Origin of the sequence: Pseudomonas sp. MOIL14HWK12:I2 (assembly GCF_000510745.1) — a bacterium.
Lineage (GTDB): Bacteria > Pseudomonadota > Gammaproteobacteria > Pseudomonadales > Pseudomonadaceae > Chryseomonas > Chryseomonas oryzihabitans.
On the sequence record NZ_AZOA01000010.1, the window covers coordinates 139290 to 154007 of the forward strand.

Consider the following 14718-nt stretch of genomic DNA (forward strand, 5'->3'; position numbering starts at 1 on the left):
GCTACCGCACAGGTTTGCCGTGTCTTGGGTGGTAACCGGTCCGGTCGGGACATGGCTACCGCACGGGTTTGCACCTGGACGGGATGAACAGAGGGTTATTTACCGATATCAAGACCCGACAACGCAGAAAACAGGAACTTGAAAAGCCATCGGCGAGACGCAGAGGAGGGGGAGGTAATGCTGTCTTCCCTGACCTGTACGGCAGCAGGTTCAGCGCGCAATCCCAGCGCTACTTCGAACCTGGGGCAATGATTGTCAAAAGGGTTTGGACTGTCAACGCGAGGTCCGAACGGCAAATCCGGCCAGCGAGACGGCTATCAATGCCGTTGATCCGGGTGAATCGGCGGCCAAATGAGGTGTGCTTGGCAAAAAAACGGCCGAGGCCGAAGCTTTTGGTGAAGGGAGTCGCAAAGCCTCTGCCAGACAAGGCAATAAATGTGACGAATATTTTGGCGATTGGTTAACAGAACCCAGGGGTCTAGTAGACGGCTGGCGAGCGGAAATAAATCAGCTTTTCGCTATTTAGTATTGCTAATGTTTTCCGCTGGCTTACCAGCCTGCCAGTACGGCTGGAAGCTCGCTCAAGCTGCGGACCTCCGCATCCGGTTGGCCAGGCCCCTGCCAGGGATGCTGCAGGGGATTGAACCAGACGGCGCGAATGCCGGCGCGCTGGGCGCCCTGGACGTCATCCACGGGGTTATCGCCCACGTGCACGGTGGCTTCGGCGGGAATGCCGGTGAGGCGCAGCGCTTCGCGAAAGGGCGTGGGATCGGGTTTGCCGATGCCCAGCTGCTCGGCATTCAGGGCAAAGCGGAAATAGTCGGCCAGGCCGATGGTCTGGACGTCCGCATTGCCATTGGTCAGCACCCCCAGGGTGTAGCGATCGGCCAGCTGCTCCAGGGTGGGATGGACGTCGTCGAACAGGGTGACCTGCTGGCGGGCGGCAAGATAGACCGCGAAGCCCGCTTCGGCCAGCTGCGCGGCCTCAGGTTCGCCATAGCCGGCATCGAGCAGCGCCTGATGGATGACCCGGCGGCGCAGCTCGCTGACCCGGTGCCTGAGACCGGCGTCCTCTTGCAGCAGGCGATCGCGAATCGCCCAGAGGTGCTCGACCGGCACGCTGCCCAGCCGCGGCGCGGAGGCGGCGAACCAGTCACGCAGCAGGGCTTCGGCGGAGTGGATGACCGGGGCGATTTCCCAGAGGGTGTCGTCGAGGTCGAAGGTCACGAGGCGAATCGTCATCGGCTGGCCTTGCGCTTGGCGCGGGGGTGCGCCTTGTCATAGACCTCGGCGAGCTGGCCGAAGTCCAGGTGGGTGTAGATCTGGGTGGTGGCGATGTCGGCGTGGCCGAGCAGCTCCTGGACCGCGCGCAGATCGCCGGAGGCACTGAGCATGTGGCTGGCGAAGCTGTGCCTGAGCATGTGCGGATGCAGGTGCTGGCCCAGCTCGCGCACGCCGGCCTCGCGCACCCGCAGCTGTACCGCGCGGGGCGTCAGGCGCAGACCGCGCTGGCCGATGAACAGGGCGTCGTCACGCGGTGCGGCCTGGAGCCGGACCTTGAGCCAGGTCTCCAGGGCGTCGCGGGCCTTGCTGCCGATGGGCAGCACCCGCTCCTTGTTGCCCTTGCCGCGCACCTGGACCAGGCCCTGGGCCAGGTCCACATCCGCCAGGTCCAGCCCCACCAGCTCGGACAGCCGCAGCCCGGAGCTGTAGAACAGCTCCAGCAGGGCCTGGTCGCGCAGGGCGAGGAAGTCGTCCTCCACGGCGCCGTCGAGCAGCTGCATGGAGCGGTCGACATCGAGCACCTTGGGCAGGGCCTTCTGCGCCTTGGGCGGCGAGAGGCCGTGGGCCGGGTCCTGGCTGCAGTGGCCTTCGCGGATCAGATAGAGATAGAAGCCGCGGCAGGCCGACAGCAGCCGCGCCAGGCTGCGACTGGAGGCGCCGGCCCGGTGCAGCTGGGCGATCAGGGCGCGCAGGCGCCGACTGTCCAGGCCGCCCCAGTCGCTCAGGCCTTCGGCTTCGGCGAAGCTCAGCAGCTTGCGCAGGTCGCGCCGGTAGCCGTCGAGGGTGTGGGGCGAAACCTGGCGTTCCAGGCGTAGATGATCGAGATAGGCATCGAGCTGGACCTGCATGCTCCGCTCCCGGGCTCAGCGCACCGTACGCAAGGGGACGGGAAAGCGCGGCAGGACCCGCGCCAGGACTTCCGCCACATGGCTGAGGAACAGCGTGCCCAGGCTGCTGCGATAGTGCTGGGGATCGGGACTGCCGATCGCCAGGACGCCATGCAGGCCCTGGTGGGAGAGGGCGGCGACGGCGGCGGAGCCGACCTCTTCCTTGGCCGAGTCACCGAACAGGAAAGCCAGTTCGTGGGCGCGCAGGACGCCGCTGGTGGTCTTCTCGCCGCCCAACAGGCCACCGATCACCTTTTGCGCCTCGGCGGGGGTGACGCTGCGGCCGACCGGCAGGGGATGCTCGTGGAACAGGATGAGGCCGACGTAGGGCACCTTGAATTCATGACGCAGGCTGTCTTCGACGGTGCCTATCACCTCTTCGAGGCTGTTGGCGTCGAGCAGGCCGATGATCAGCCGACGGGTCTTGTCGAACAGCCGGTCGTTGTCCCGCGCCACGTCCATCAGGTGGGTCAGGCGATGGCGCATCTCGCCGTTGCGATCGCGCAAGAGACCGAGTTGCCGCTCGACCAGGGAGATGGCGGTACCCCGCTGATGGGGCACGCGCATCTCCGCCAGCAGCTCTTCGCGATCGGCGAAGAAGTGCGGATGGTCCAGCAGCCAGTCGGCGACCTGGTCCGCGGTCAGTTCGGGGGTGTCGCTCATACTCTTACCTGGCCTTCGTAGACACGGGTGGCCGGACCGGTCATGAGCACCGATTGACCGACGCCGTCCCACTCGATGTTGAGCAGGCCACCCGGCAATTCGATGCTCACCGGCGATTTCAGCCAGCCCTGGCGGATACCGGCTACCGCGGCGGCGCAGGCACCGGTGCCGCAGGCGCGGGTTTCGCCGACACCGCGTTCCCAGACCCGCAGGCGGGCGCGCTGGGCGTCGATGACCTGCAGGAAGCCGATATTGGCCTTTTGCGGAAAGCGCGGATGGCATTCCAGCTTGGGCCCGAGCGTCAGTACCGGCGCCTGGTCGACGTCGGCGACCCGCAGCACGCCATGGGGATTGCCCATGGAGACCACCGCCAGCTCGACCGTCTCGCCCTCGACCTGGACGGCATGACTCAGGGTCTCCGTCTCGGCGATGAAGGGGATCTCGGCCGCCTGCAGGCGCGGTGCGCCCATGTCCACGCGGACCTGGCCGTCGCCCTTGAGCAGCAGCTCGATGATGCCGCCCTTGGTCTCGACGCGGATCTGCTTCTTGACCGTCAGGCGCTTGTCGAAGACGAAGCGGGCGAAGCAGCGGGCACCGTTGCCGCACTGTTCGACCTCGGAGCCATCGGCGTTGAAGATGCGATAGCGAAAGTCCACGTCCGGGGTGCTGGGGGTCTCGACGATCAGCAGCTGATCGAAGCCGATGCCGGTCTTGCGGTCACCCCACAGACGGACGTGCTTGGGCTGGATGTGCGCGTGCTGGCTGATCAGGTCGAGGACCATGAAGTCGTTGCCCAGACCGTGCATCTTGGTGAAGCGCAGTTGCATGGAACTCCCCTCAGGCCGGCAGCCGGCTCTCGCCCGCGAAGAGTTCTTCCAGCGTCTCGCGCCGACGGACCAGGTGCGCCTGGTCGCCATCCACCATCACCTCGGCGGCACGGCCACGGGTGTTGTAGTTGGAACTCATGGTGAAGCCATAGGCCCCGGCGGAGCGGATGGCCAGCAGATCGCCTTCGGCCAGGACCAGCTCGCGGTCCTTGGCGAGGAAGTCGCCGGTCTCGCAGATGGGGCCGACCAGGTCGTAGCGGCGGGCATCGCCCTGGCGCGCGGTCACCGGCTCCACCGCCATCCAGGCCTGGTACAGCGCCGGACGGATCAGGTCGTTCATCGCCGCATCGACGATGGCGAAGTCCTTGTGGGCGGTGTGCTTGAGGTATTCCACGCGGGTCAGCAGGACACCGGCGTTGGCCACGATGAAGCGGCCGGGTTCGAACACCAGGGTCAGGTTGCGCCCGGCGATGCGCTCGCGGATGGCCTGGATGTAGTCGCCGGCCAGCGGCGGCTGCTCGTCGCGATAGCGCACGCCCAGGCCGCCACCGAGGTCCAGATGGCGCAGGATGATACCGCGCTCGGCGAGGCGGTCGATCAGCGCCAGCAGGCGGTCGAGGGCGTCGAGGAAGGGCGGCAGGGTGGTGAGTTGGGAGCCGATGTGGCAGTCCACCCCGAGGATGTCCAGGTTGGGCAGTTCGGCGGCGCGGGCGTAGACCGCCTCGGCGTCGGCGATGTCGATGCCGAACTTGTTTTCCTTGAGGCCGGTGGAGATGTAGGGGTGGGTCCCGGCGTCGACGTCGGGATTGACCCGCAGCGAGATCGGCGCGACCACACCCAGCTCCGCGGCCACCTGCTGCAGCCGTTCCAGCTCGTCGGTGGATTCGACGTTGAAGCAGTGCACGCCCACTTCCAGGGCGCGGCGCATGTCGTCGCGGGTCTTGCCGACCCCGGAGAACACCACCCGGTGCGGATCGCCACCGGCGGCCAGGACGCGCTCCAGTTCGCCGCGGGAAACGATGTCGAAGCCGGCGCCGAGACGGGCCAGGACGTTGAGCACGCCGAGGTTGGAGTTGGCCTTCACGGCAAAGCAGACCAGGTGCGGCAGACCGGCCAGCGCATCGGTATAGGCGCGGTACTGGCCCTCGATGTGCGCTCGCGAGTAGACGTAGGCGGGGGTGCCGAATTCCTGCGCCACGGCGCTCAGGGCTACCCCTTCCGCATGCAGTTCACCTGCACGGACAGCGAAGACTTCCATGGTGGCTCCTTAGAACACGTCGTGGCGGTGTTCTTTGGCGGCTTTCTGGTCGTCGGGCAGGTACAGCGGGCCTTTCTGACCGCAGCCGGCCAGCAGGCAGGCGCAGGCGATGAAGAGAAGAGACAGGCGCTTCATGACGCTAAACCTTTATTCAGGCGAATATTGCCCGGAGTATAACGGGGTTGAACGACTCTTTGACACGCCCGGATGGCTGAAGCGCAGCTGCCGGCCGCCGTCGCGACTGGACGTCATCTGGGCGGCCCGCTACCGTGCGGCGATTCTTTCCCTTCTTTCGAGGATCGTCATGAGCCGGCTCAGCGAAGCGCAATTCCATCACCTCGTCGACCAGACCCAGCGTCAGGTCGAGGACGCCTATGACGACAGCGGTCTGGACCTCGATCTGGAAAATGCCGGTGGCGTGCTGACGATCAAGTTCGACAACGGCAGCCAGGTCATTCTCAGCCGCCAGCCTCCGCTGGTGCAGCTCTGGGTGGCGGCGCGCTCGGGTGGCTATCACTTCGACTGGGATGGCCAGAACTGGATCTGCGACACCTCGTCCGAAACCCTCGGCGCGCTGCTGGTGCGGGTGACCCTGGAGCAGACCGGCGAGAGCGTGGCCCTGCCGGGGCTGTAACGACCTGCGGTCGGTGCGGCTTGACCGCTGCCGAGACCCCTGTGCTAGCGTGACCTGACGGCGCCTTTCGAGCGCCGTTTTCTTTTGCCGCCTCAGGCGGCTTCCCGCTGGGCGCCTGCCGCCCGTCATCCCCGGTGGTCCGGCCGCCTCCCGCGGCGGGGATCGCACCGTCTCGCCCTCCAGGAGTCCGCCATGCGCCATGCATCGCCCATTACCGTTTCCGCCGTCGACCTGCCCCGTCTCGAACGCCTGCTCGATGCCCTGCCCGAATTCGGCCCCGTGGCCGAGGCCCTGGACGAGGAACTGGCCCAGGCCCGGGTGGTGGCGCCCGACGAGATCGGCGCGGTGGTGACCATGAATTCGCGCGTACGCTGCCGCGAGACCGATACCGGCAAGGAGTACCAGGTGGTGCTGGTCTATCCGGAGGACGCCGGTGGCGAGGGACGGGTCTCGGTGCTGGCGCCGGCCGGCAGCGCGCTGCTCGGAGCCACGCCCGGCGAGCACCTGAGCTGGCCGGTGCCGGGTGGCAAGGAGCAGCAGGTGGAGCTGCTGGCGCTGGAGCCGGCCGAGGCCTAGTCGTCCGCGACCTCGGGCAGGTCCGGCAGGGCTCGCAACAGGCGCTCGTAGTGGGCGCCGTCGAAGGGCCTATCGGCATCGAGCATGGCGGCGATCTCGCAGGACAGCGCCTGGGCCATCAGCAGCACCGCTTCCTCGCGGTCATAGCCGACCAGGGTCAGCTTGTTGAGTACCGCCTGCACATAGCTCGGCTCGCCGGCGGCAAGCTGATTCTCCACCGCTTCGATTAGATGCGAGGAGACAAAGGATTCTTCGTCATCGGCGTGGTCAATCATGTCTGGATACCTTTTGTTACAGTGCGACCCCTGATGCCGGCCTGGAGTCTTCTCGATGATCACCTGCTATCGCCTGTCCGCCGACGAGCTGGTCGCCCAGCCCCTGTCGCCGGGAGACCCGCTGCCCGCGGATCTGCTCTGGGTCGATCTGCTCGACCCCAGCGAGGCAGAGGAACGCTATCTCGAACAGGCGTTGGCGATGGACATCCCCACCCGGGAAGAAATCGCCGAGATCGAGGAATCCTCGCGACTCTATCAGACCGACCAGGCCCTGCACCTGACCACCACGGTGGTCAGCGGCTTCAGTGAGCATCAGCCGCAGGCCTCGGTGGTCAATTTCGTACTGACCCCCGACTGGCTGGTGACGGTGCGCTACGCCGAGCTGGCCGCCTTCAAGGCCTTTCTCGGCAAGGCCCAGCAGCAGGCACGGCAGCACTGTCGCAGCGACGTCATCTTCGCCTCGCTGCTGGACAGCCTGGTGGACCGCGTGGCCGACATCCTCGAATCGGTGCAGGCGCACCTCAATCGCCTGGCCAAGGCGGTGTTTCGCGAACCCCTGGATCCGCAACAGGAAAAGCAGCAGCCCAAGACCGACCTGCAATCCATCGTCAAGCAACTGGGCCGCAGCAACCAGCTGCTGGCGCAGCTCAGCGAGAGCCTGCTGGGCATCAATCGCATCGTCTCCTACCTGCGCCGGGCCGGGGCAACCTGGATCTCCGGCACGGCCAAGACCTGGTTCAAGACGCTGGAACGCGACGTCCGCTCGCTGAGCGACTACCAGGCCAAGATGAACGGCGAGATCGGCTTCCTGCTCGACGCCACCCTGGGCCTGATCAGCGTGGAGCAGAACAACATCGTCAAGGTGTTCACCATCGCCTCGGTGCTGTTCCTGCCGCCCACCCTGGTGGGCACCATCTACGGCATGAACTTCAAGGTCATGCCGGAGCTGGACTGGCATTTCGGCTATCCGCTGGCGCTGGGCGCCATGGTGGTCTCGGCGCTGATTCCCTATGCCTGGTTCAAATTTCGCCGCTGGTTGTAGCCGGCGGCATCCATCGCACCTCGAGGAGGCAAAGCTATGCGTATCGGATTCATCGGCCTGGGCGGCATGGGCCAGGGCATGGCCGCCAATCTGCTCAAGGCCGGTCATGAGGTGGTGGTCTGGAATCGCTCCCCGGAGCCGGTGCAGGGCCTGGTCGCCCAGGGTGCCCGCGCGGCGGCGTCGCCCGCGGAGGCCTTCGAGACCGAGGTGGTCTTCAGCATCCTGGCCAATGACGCCGCTACCCGCGAAGTGATCCTCGACAGCGGCGCCCTGCAGCGGGCGCAGGCCGGGCTGGTCCACGTCAGCATGGCCACCCTGTCGGTGGCCCTGGTCGACGAACTGGCCGCGCGCCATGCCGAGGCCGGCGTGGGCTACGTGGCGGCGCCGGTGTTCGGGCGCACCGACGTGGCCGCCAGTGGCCAGCTCAACATCGTGGTGGCAGGGGATCCTGAGGCGATCGCGCGGGTCCAGCCACTGCTCGATGTGCTGGGGCGCAAGACCTGGCCGGTGGGCGCGGAGCCGCGGCAGGCCAATGTGGTCAAGATCGCCGGCAACTTCATGATCGCCAGCGCCATCGAGACCATGGGCGAGAGCACCGCCCTGGCGCGCAGCTATGGCGTGGAGCCGGCGGCGCTGCTGGAGATCCTCACCAGCACCCTGTTCGCCGCGCCGGTGTACCAGAACTACGGGCGCCTGCTGACCGAGCGAAAGTTCTCGCCGGCGGCCTTCAAGCTCAGCCTGGGACTCAAGGACGTCGGCCTGGCCCTGGCGGCCGGCCAGGAGAAGGCGGTGCCGCTACCCTTCGCCAGCGTCCTGAGGGACAACCTGCTGGAGGCCGTCGCCCAGGGCGAAGGCGATCTGGACTGGATCGCGCTGGGGCAGCGGTCGCACAAGAAGGCCGGCCTCGACTGAGAGCCCGCTCAAAGTCTGCTGCGCGTCGGCCAAACTACGTTGAAAAGGTCTTCGGAATGCTCATTTACCACTCGTAAACTCCGCTTCCTCAGGCCTTTTCGCGGGGCCGCCTAGGCCTTGTTTGGCTCTAGCTCGCGAGCCTTTGAATAGGCTCTCGCGGCTACTTGCAGGCGGTGCCCAGCGCCGCCAGCGACAGCGGGTAGAATTGCAGGTTGTAGCCCGAGGTCTTGGCCTGGCTGCAGCGCTTGGTGCTGTAGAGGCCGTAGTCGATGATCATCACCGGCTTCTTCTGGGTGCGGAAGTAGCTGTAGGCGTTGCACTCGGCGTAGTCGTAGCAGCTCTCGTTGAGGGCGAAGTCGAACTTGGTGTAGAGGCTCGGCACCAGGTCGACGGCGTTCTTCAGGCCCACCAGCAGACTGCGCTTGTGCGCCTCGTCGGCCAGCCAGTTGAGGAAATCCAGCTGCTGGGCCCGGGTCAGCTTGAGGCCGTTGGGGTTGCTGAAGCCATCGACGTTGTCCGGGTCCACCCCCTGGCAGCCCTTCTGCACGGCCAGGTCCAGCCGCTTGGCCAGCAGCACGCGGACGTCGGCGCGACGGATGTCCAGCCAGCGCTCGCCCGGCCAGGCGTCCAGCGCCTTGCCCAGGGCGGCCTTGGGATAGAGGGCGGCGTCGGGCCGCCAGTCTTCCCAGGTGCCGGCGCTGAAATAGCAGATCACCGTCTTCCCATTGCCCTTCAGGTTGGCGATCACCGCCTTGCTGGTGTCATAGAGATCGATGTCGTAGAGGGTGCGATTGGGCTTTTGCAGCACGCCGTTCAGCTGGACATGCCAGGTGAGCGTCTGTGGCAGCGGCGGCGGCAGGGCGGCCTGGCTGGAAGCCGCGGCGAACATTCCGCAAAGCAGGAGGGAACAGGCTGAAAGGCGCATGAGACTTGACTCGAACGGCTGGTCAAGCCTCCAGTATCGGCTGCCGGGTCTCCTTCCTGAGCACCAGTCGTCGTACCTATCAACGGCTGGTCGGCGCTCGTTCGACCGGCTTTCAGGCCTCCTGCGCGGAGACCCCTGGCCTAGAGCCCTTGCCGTCGGACCAGGCGCCTGCGGTGCGGTGGAAGGGGCCTTGCGCCCTTTCGCGCGGCCGATGAACGGCAGGGATAGTGTCTTCGGCCGGCGGCGTTCTCGCCGCCCGCGGAGGGGTAGGCGAGAGGCGCAGTGGCAGGCGTTAGCGCTGGGCCAGCAGCGCGCGGCCGCGCTGCACGGCGGCGCGGACCTGGGCCGGGGCGGTACCGCCAATGTGGTCGCGGGCGTTGACCGAGCCTTCCAGGGTCAGGACGGCGAAGACGTCCTGCTCGATCTGGTCGCTGAAGCGCCGCAGTTCGTCCAGGCTCATCTCGGCCAGGTCCTTGCCGCTGTCCACGCCGTACTTGACCGCATGGCCGACGATCTCGTGGCAGTCACGGAAGGGCAGGCCCTTGCGCACCAGGTAGTCGGCGAGATCGGTGGCGGTGGAGAAGCCGCGGCGGGCCGCCTCGCGCATGATCTCGCGCTTGGGCTTGATGGCCGGGACCATGTCGGCGAAGGCGCGCAGGGAGTCGCGCAGGGTATCGGCGGCGTCGAACAGCGGTTCCTTGTCTTCCTGGTTGTCCTTGTTGTAGGCCAGCGGCTGGCCCTTCATCAGGGTCAGCAGGCCGGTGAGGGCGCCGAACACCCGGCCGGTCTTGCCGCGTACCAGCTCGGGCACGTCGGGATTCTTCTTCTGCGGCATGATCGAGGAGCCGGTGCAGAAGCGATCGGGCAGGTCGATGAACTGGAACTGGGCGCTGGTCCAGAGCACCAGCTCTTCGGAGAAGCGCGACAGGTGCATCATCGCCAGGGAGGCCGCGGCGCAGAATTCGATGGCGAAGTCGCGATCCGAGACGCCGTCCAGGGAGTTGCCGCCGATGGCCTCGAAGCCCAGCAGCTCGCAGGTGACCTGGCGCTGGATGGGGTAGGTGGTGCCGGCCAGCGCCGCGCTGCCCAGGGGCATGCGATTGACGCGCTTGCGGCAGTCGACCAGGCGCTCGTGGTCGCGGGAGAGCATCTCGAACCAGGCCAGCAGGTGGTGGCCGAAGGTCACGGGTTGCGCGGTCTGCAGGTGGGTGAAGCCGGGCATGATGGTGTCGGCTTCGGTCTCGGCCAGTTGCAGCAGGCCTGCCTGCAGGCGGTCGAGCTCTGCGAGGATGGCGTCGATCTCGTCGCGCAGCCAGAGGCGGATGTCGGTGGCCACCTGGTCATTGCGGCTGCGACCGGTGTGCAGCTTCTTGCCGACCACGCCCAGGCGCTCGGTCAGGCGCGCCTCGATGTTCATGTGCACGTCTTCCAGGTCGACGCGCCACTCGAAGGTGCCGGCCTCGATCTCGCCACGGATCTCGTCCAGTCCGGCGACGATGGCATCGCGCTCGGCTTCGCTGAGCACTCCGGCCTGGGTCAGCATGCGGGCATGGGCCTGGCTGCCGAGGATGTCGTGGCGGTAGAGACGCTTGTCGAAGTCCACCGATGCGGTGAAGCGGGCGACGAAGGCGTCGACGGGTTCGCTGAAGCGTCCGCCCCAGGACTGGTTGGTTTTTTCGCTGCTCATGGATCGGCCTGCTGCTGGGCTTGTCGGTAAGGAAAGGAGGGGGCCGATGATAGCAGTCCTGAGCGGGTGCCGGCCCGATTCAACGGAGCCGACTTGCCGACGAGTGGTATCTGACCCACACTGCCTCCATGATACTCGAACGCCGCAAAACCCCCCGACCGGTCAAGGTCGACGACTTCTTCGTCCCGGCGCTCTGCGAACCGGAGGCCCTGCTCGTGCTGGTGGTGCTGGCCGAGCTGCTGGTGCTGGTCCTGGTGCTGGCAGAACCCTTCACCCTGCAGTTCAACTGGATCCGCCTGGCGCTGGTGTCGCTGTTCGTGCAGTGGATCGTGCTGCTGTCGGCGGCGCTGCTCTGTCGCCTGCGGCCCTGGCTGGCACGCCATAGACCGGTGGTGGCGGGTGGCTTCTGCTGCGCCATCGTGGTGGCCCTGACCCTGCTCTGCACCCTGGTGGCCGACTGGCTGCAGCTGGCCGGACCCCTGCAGCGGGTCGGCGAGGTGCGGCTGTACATGAGGCACGCGCTGATCGCCCTGATCATGTCCATGCTGCTGCTGCGCTACTTCTGGCTGCAGAGCCAGTGGCGCCGCCAGCAGCAGGCCGAATTGCAGGCGCGCATCGAGTCGCTGCAGGCGCGCATCCGCCCGCATTTCCTGTTCAACAGCCTGAACAGTATCGCCAGCCTGGTCGCCCTGGACGCCGACAAGGCCGAGCGCGCGGTGCTGGACCTGTCGGCGCTGTTCCGCGCCAGCCTCGCCCAGCCCGGCACCAAGGTGCGCTGGGTCGAGGAGCTGGAGCTCTCGCGGCGCTATCTGGAGATCGAACGCCTGCGCCTGGGCGATCGCCTGCAGTTGCAGTGGGACGTGGACGGGGTGCCGGCGGATCTGCCGATTCCCCAGCTGACGCTGCAGCCGCTGCTGGAAAACGCCCTGATCTATGGTGTGGCGCCGCGCATCGAAGGGGGCCTGGTCACCATCTTCGCCACCTACCGGGAGGGGGTGTTCGAGCTGGTCATCAGCAACCCCTATGACCCCGAGGTGGAGCAGCAGCCACGCCCACCCAAGGGCACCCGTCAAGCTTTAAGCAATATCGAGGCGCGATTGACGGCACTTTTCGGACCAGCTGCGAGTCTCAAAATCGAACGCCGCGACCAGCGGCATACAACGTCTCTTCGCTATCCATGCGAGCGACTCATGCGGGAAGCCTGAGCTTATGAATGTCCTGATCGTCGATGACGAACCCTTGGCGCGCGAGCGTCTGGCCCGTCTGGTGGGGCAACTGGACGGTTACACCGCCCTGGAGCCAACAGCCACCAACGGTGAGGAAGCCCTCGCTTTGGTTGAAAACCTCAAGCCCGATATCGTCCTGCTCGACATCCGCATGCCGGGTCTGGACGGTCTGCAGGTGGCCGCGCGTCTCTGCGAGCGCGAATCGCCGCCCGCGGTGATCTTCGTGACCGCCCACGACGAATACGCGCTCGACGCCTTCCAGGTCAGCGCCGTGGGCTATCTGGTCAAGCCGGTGCGGCAGGAGGACCTGGCCGCTGCCCTGAGCAAGGCCCAGCGACCCAACCGGATGCAGCTGGCCGCCCTGACCAAGCCGCCGGCCAGCGGTGGCCCTGGCCCGCGCAGCCATATCAGCGCCCGGACCCGCAAGGGCATCGAGCTGATCCCCCTGGATGACGTGGTCTATTTCATCGCCGACCACAAGTACGTGACCCTGAGACACTCTGGCGGCGAAGTACTGCTGGATGAACCGCTCAAGGCGCTGGAAGACGAATTCGGTGAGCGCTTCGTGCGCATACACCGCAATGCGCTGGTTTCCCGCGAGCGCATCGAGCGCCTGCAGCGCACGCCCCTGGGCCACTTCCAGTTGTTCCTCAAGGGCATGAACGGCGACGCCCTGACCGTCAGCCGCCGTCATGTGGCCGGTGTGCGCCGCCTGATGCACAGCATCTGACGTCGCTCGCGGGTTGGCGACCGGCGCGCAGCGGGGGAGGGGCGCCGGTCGACCTGCTATCATGGCCGGCAATCTGACGTGCCGGTAATGTCCATGCTCCGCGAAATCCGTATCGCCACGCGCCAGAGTGCCCTGGCACTCTGGCAAGCCGACTATGTGAAAGCCCGCCTCGAAGCGGCCCACCCGGGCTTGCGGGTGAGTCTGCTGCCCATGACCAGTCGCGGCGACAAGCTGCTCGACGCGCCCCTGGCCAAGATCGGCGGCAAGGGTCTGTTCGTCAAGGAACTGGAAAACGCCCTGCTCGACGGCAGCGCCGACATCGCCGTGCACTCCATGAAGGACGTGCCCATGGAATTCCCCGCAGGTCTCGGGCTGTATGCCATCTGCGAGCGGGAAGACCCGCGCGATGCCTTCGTCTCCAATCGCCATTCCGGTCTTGCCGAATTGCCCCAGGGCAGTGTGGTGGGCACCTCCAGCCTGAGGCGTCAGGCCCAGTTGCTGGCCCTGCGCCCGGATCTCGAGATCCGCTTTCTGCGCGGCAACGTCAATACCCGCCTGGCCAAGCTCGATGCCGATGACTACGACGCCATCATCCTGGCCGCGGCCGGGCTGATCCGCCTGGGCTTCGCCGAGCGCATCCGCGAATACCTGACCGTCGAAGACAGCCTGCCGGCGGGCGGCCAGGGCGCCGTGGGCATCGAATGCCGGACCGACGATGCCGAGGTCCATGCGCTGCTCGAACCCCTGCACCATTTCGACACCGAACGCCGCGTCGCCGCCGAGCGCGCCCTGAATCGGCGTCTCAATGGCGGCTGCCAGGTGCCCATCGCCTGCTATGCGGTACAGGAAGGCGAACTGCTCTGGCTGCGCGGCCTGGTCGGCCAGCCCGATGGCGGGCTGCTGCTGCGTGCCGAGGCCCGCGGCCCGCTGAACGACCCGGCCGGGCTGGGCGTGACCGTGGCCGAAGACCTGCTGGCCCAGGGCGCCCAGGGCATTCTCGATGCCGTCTATGGGGTCTCCGGCGCATCATGAGCGCCTGGCGACTGCTGCTGACCCGGCCGGCGGAGGAGAATCCACCCCTGGCCGCCGCCCTGGACACGGCGGGCATCGCCACGGCCAGCCTGCCGCTGCTGGAATTGCAGCCCCTGGCGGAAACCCCCGAACAGCGCTCACTCTGGCTCGATCTCGATCGCTATGCCGCCGTGCTGGTGGTGAGCAAGCCGGCGGCCCGCCTGGGCCTCGCCGCCCTCGATCAGTACTGGCCGCAACCGCCGCTGCAGGCCTGGTTCGCCGTGGGCGCGGCCACCGCCGCCGTGCTCGAAGACTATGGACTGCAGGTGCACCATCCCCAGCGTGAGGACAGCGAAGGCCTGCTGGCCCTGCCGGCCTTGCAGGAAGCCCTAGAGCGCCCGGCGCCCGAGGTGCTGCTGCTGCGCGGAGAGGGCGGCCGCGACCTGCTGGTCGACACCCTCACCGCCCGCGGCGCCCGCGTCGAGGTGCTCGAACTCTATCGCCGCCAGTGCCCGGACTACCCCGCAGGGCAGGTCCTAGAGACCCTGGCAGCGGAACGCCTGAATGCCATCATGGTCAGCAGTGGGCAGGGTTTCGCGCATCTGCAGGCCTGTGCGGGTGCGGATTGGCCCGCGGTGCGCCGTTATCCCCTGCTGGTACCCAGCGCCCGTGTGGCCGAACTGGCTCGTGCCAGCGGCTGCGAGCTCATCATCGAGTGCCAGGGCGCCAGCGCCGGCGCCCTGATCGCCGCGCTTGCCCATCACCATCCGGATTGACCCTA

The 14718-nt window shown here is 66.9% G+C and carries 17 protein-coding genes; 8 read left to right on the top strand and 9 right to left on the bottom strand.

Annotated features, from left to right (window positions below):
• Positions 1-549: 549 nt before the first annotated feature.
• Genes PSK12I2_RS0109185 through PSK12I2_RS0109210 form a run of 6 tightly spaced genes read right to left on the bottom strand, consistent with a single transcriptional unit; the run spans position 550 to position 5054 of the window.
• The gene (locus PSK12I2_RS0109185) at positions 550-1242 is read right to left on the bottom strand and encodes an HAD family hydrolase (protein ID WP_027598162.1); all 693 of its coding nucleotides are present in this window, start codon (positions 1240-1242) and stop codon (positions 550-552) included.
• Positions 1239-2132: a tyrosine recombinase XerC gene (gene xerC / locus PSK12I2_RS0109190; RefSeq protein ID WP_027598163.1), complete on the bottom strand. Its 894-nt coding sequence runs from the start codon at positions 2130-2132 to the stop codon at positions 1239-1241. The genes PSK12I2_RS0109185 and xerC overlap by 4 nt, the downstream gene beginning before the upstream one ends.
• Positions 2133-2147: 15 nt before the next feature.
• A complete protein-coding gene (locus PSK12I2_RS0109195; RefSeq protein WP_007161381.1) occupies positions 2148-2834 on the bottom strand; it encodes a DUF484 family protein in 687 nt (228 codons plus the stop codon).
• On the bottom strand, positions 2831-3661 hold the full coding sequence (gene dapF, locus PSK12I2_RS0109200) for a diaminopimelate epimerase (protein ID WP_007161380.1): 831 nt from the start codon (positions 3659-3661) through the stop codon (positions 2831-2833). The genes PSK12I2_RS0109195 and dapF overlap by 4 nt, the downstream gene beginning before the upstream one ends.
• A gap of 10 nt (positions 3662-3671) precedes the next feature.
• Positions 3672-4919 (bottom strand): diaminopimelate decarboxylase, encoded by a 1248-nt coding sequence (gene lysA / locus PSK12I2_RS0109205; RefSeq protein WP_027598164.1) that lies wholly within the window; start codon positions 4917-4919, stop codon positions 3672-3674.
• Between the two features lie 9 nt (positions 4920-4928).
• Positions 4929-5054: a lipoprotein gene (locus PSK12I2_RS0109210; protein WP_007161378.1), complete on the bottom strand. Its 126-nt coding sequence runs from the start codon at positions 5052-5054 to the stop codon at positions 4929-4931.
• A 169-nt stretch (positions 5055-5223) separates the two neighbouring features.
• Between PSK12I2_RS0109210 and cyaY the strand changes: the two genes are divergently transcribed.
• Positions 5224-5553 (top strand): iron donor protein CyaY, encoded by a 330-nt coding sequence (gene cyaY / locus PSK12I2_RS0109215; protein ID WP_027598165.1) that lies wholly within the window; start codon positions 5224-5226, stop codon positions 5551-5553.
• Positions 5554-5745: 192 nt separating this feature from the next.
• Entirely contained in the window at positions 5746-6129 is a 384-nt protein-coding gene (rnk, locus tag PSK12I2_RS0109220; RefSeq protein WP_027598166.1) for a nucleoside diphosphate kinase regulator, read from the top strand.
• Here rnk and PSK12I2_RS0109225 read toward each other — a convergent pair.
• Positions 6126-6404: a hypothetical protein gene (locus tag PSK12I2_RS0109225; RefSeq protein WP_027598167.1), complete on the bottom strand. Its 279-nt coding sequence runs from the start codon at positions 6402-6404 to the stop codon at positions 6126-6128. The genes rnk and PSK12I2_RS0109225 overlap by 4 nt on opposite strands.
• A gap of 55 nt (positions 6405-6459) precedes the next feature.
• On the opposite strand from PSK12I2_RS0109225, the gene PSK12I2_RS0109230 reads away from it, so the two are divergent.
• Complete coding sequence (locus PSK12I2_RS0109230; protein ID WP_007161374.1) at positions 6460-7446, top strand: magnesium transporter CorA family protein; 987 nt, start codon at positions 6460-6462, stop codon at positions 7444-7446.
• A 36-nt stretch (positions 7447-7482) separates the two neighbouring features.
• Positions 7483-8358 (top strand): NAD(P)-dependent oxidoreductase, encoded by an 876-nt coding sequence (locus PSK12I2_RS0109235; RefSeq protein ID WP_027598168.1) that lies wholly within the window; start codon positions 7483-7485, stop codon positions 8356-8358.
• Positions 8359-8518: 160 nt separating this feature from the next.
• Here PSK12I2_RS0109235 and PSK12I2_RS0109240 read toward each other — a convergent pair whose 3' ends face one another.
• Together PSK12I2_RS0109240 and argH are read right to left on the bottom strand one after the other, a co-directional pair.
• Positions 8519-9247, bottom strand: a complete 729-nt coding sequence (locus tag PSK12I2_RS0109240; protein WP_027598169.1) for an endo alpha-1,4 polygalactosaminidase — start codon at positions 9245-9247, stop codon at positions 8519-8521.
• 328 nt (positions 9248-9575) lie between these two features.
• Positions 9576-10970: an argininosuccinate lyase gene (argH, locus tag PSK12I2_RS0109245; RefSeq protein ID WP_027598170.1), complete on the bottom strand. Its 1395-nt coding sequence runs from the start codon at positions 10968-10970 to the stop codon at positions 9576-9578.
• Positions 10971-11098: 128 nt separating this feature from the next.
• On the opposite strand from argH, the gene PSK12I2_RS0109250 reads away from it, so the two are divergent.
• From PSK12I2_RS0109250 to PSK12I2_RS0109265, 4 genes are all read left to right on the top strand, one after another.
• Positions 11099-12175 carry a sensor histidine kinase gene (locus PSK12I2_RS0109250; RefSeq protein WP_007161370.1) on the top strand — a complete coding sequence of 359 codons (1077 nt, stop codon included), beginning with the start codon at positions 11099-11101 and terminating at the stop codon, positions 12173-12175.
• Between the two features lie 4 nt (positions 12176-12179).
• On the top strand, positions 12180-12926 hold the full coding sequence (locus tag PSK12I2_RS0109255; RefSeq protein WP_007161369.1) for a LytTR family DNA-binding domain-containing protein: 747 nt from the start codon (positions 12180-12182) through the stop codon (positions 12924-12926).
• A gap of 93 nt (positions 12927-13019) precedes the next feature.
• The gene (hemC, locus tag PSK12I2_RS0109260; protein ID WP_037007646.1) at positions 13020-13958 is read left to right on the top strand and encodes a hydroxymethylbilane synthase; all 939 of its coding nucleotides are present in this window, start codon (positions 13020-13022) and stop codon (positions 13956-13958) included.
• On the top strand, positions 13955-14713 hold the full coding sequence (locus PSK12I2_RS0109265; RefSeq protein WP_027598172.1) for a uroporphyrinogen-III synthase: 759 nt from the start codon (positions 13955-13957) through the stop codon (positions 14711-14713). Before hemC ends, PSK12I2_RS0109265 begins: the two co-directional genes overlap by 4 nt.
• Positions 14714-14718: the final 5 nt, after the last annotated feature.

What these genes read in the sequence shown, in the direction of transcription:
- rnk (WP_027598166.1), top strand. Translation starts at nt 5,746, where the DNA reads ATGCGCCATGCATCGCCCATTACCGTTTCCGCCGTCGACCTGCCCCGT.
- PSK12I2_RS0109210 (WP_007161378.1), bottom strand. Translation starts at nt 5,054, where the DNA reads ATGAAGCGCCTGTCTCTTCTCTTCATCGCCTGCGCCTGCCTGCTGGCC.
- PSK12I2_RS0109265 (WP_027598172.1), top strand. Translation starts at nt 13,955, where the DNA reads ATGAGCGCCTGGCGACTGCTGCTGACCCGGCCGGCGGAGGAGAATCCA.
- xerC (WP_027598163.1), bottom strand. Translation starts at nt 2,132, where the DNA reads ATGCAGGTCCAGCTCGATGCCTATCTCGATCATCTACGCCTGGAACGC.
- PSK12I2_RS0109225 (WP_027598167.1), bottom strand. Translation starts at nt 6,404, where the DNA reads ATGATTGACCACGCCGATGACGAAGAATCCTTTGTCTCCTCGCATCTA.
- PSK12I2_RS0109255 (WP_007161369.1), top strand. Translation starts at nt 12,180, where the DNA reads ATGAATGTCCTGATCGTCGATGACGAACCCTTGGCGCGCGAGCGTCTG.
- hemC (WP_037007646.1), top strand. Translation starts at nt 13,020, where the DNA reads ATGCTCCGCGAAATCCGTATCGCCACGCGCCAGAGTGCCCTGGCACTC.
- PSK12I2_RS0109230 (WP_007161374.1), top strand. Translation starts at nt 6,460, where the DNA reads ATGATCACCTGCTATCGCCTGTCCGCCGACGAGCTGGTCGCCCAGCCC.
- PSK12I2_RS0109240 (WP_027598169.1), bottom strand. Translation starts at nt 9,247, where the DNA reads ATGTTCGCCGCGGCTTCCAGCCAGGCCGCCCTGCCGCCGCCGCTGCCA.
- lysA (WP_027598164.1), bottom strand. Translation starts at nt 4,919, where the DNA reads ATGGAAGTCTTCGCTGTCCGTGCAGGTGAACTGCATGCGGAAGGGGTA.
- dapF (WP_007161380.1), bottom strand. Translation starts at nt 3,661, where the DNA reads ATGCAACTGCGCTTCACCAAGATGCACGGTCTGGGCAACGACTTCATG.
- PSK12I2_RS0109235 (WP_027598168.1), top strand. Translation starts at nt 7,483, where the DNA reads ATGCGTATCGGATTCATCGGCCTGGGCGGCATGGGCCAGGGCATGGCC.
- PSK12I2_RS0109195 (WP_007161381.1), bottom strand. Translation starts at nt 2,834, where the DNA reads ATGAGCGACACCCCCGAACTGACCGCGGACCAGGTCGCCGACTGGCTG.
- cyaY (WP_027598165.1), top strand. Translation starts at nt 5,224, where the DNA reads ATGAGCCGGCTCAGCGAAGCGCAATTCCATCACCTCGTCGACCAGACC.
- PSK12I2_RS0109250 (WP_007161370.1), top strand. Translation starts at nt 11,099, where the DNA reads ATGATACTCGAACGCCGCAAAACCCCCCGACCGGTCAAGGTCGACGAC.
- PSK12I2_RS0109185 (WP_027598162.1), bottom strand. Translation starts at nt 1,242, where the DNA reads ATGACGATTCGCCTCGTGACCTTCGACCTCGACGACACCCTCTGGGAA.
- argH (WP_027598170.1), bottom strand. Translation starts at nt 10,970, where the DNA reads ATGAGCAGCGAAAAAACCAACCAGTCCTGGGGCGGACGCTTCAGCGAA.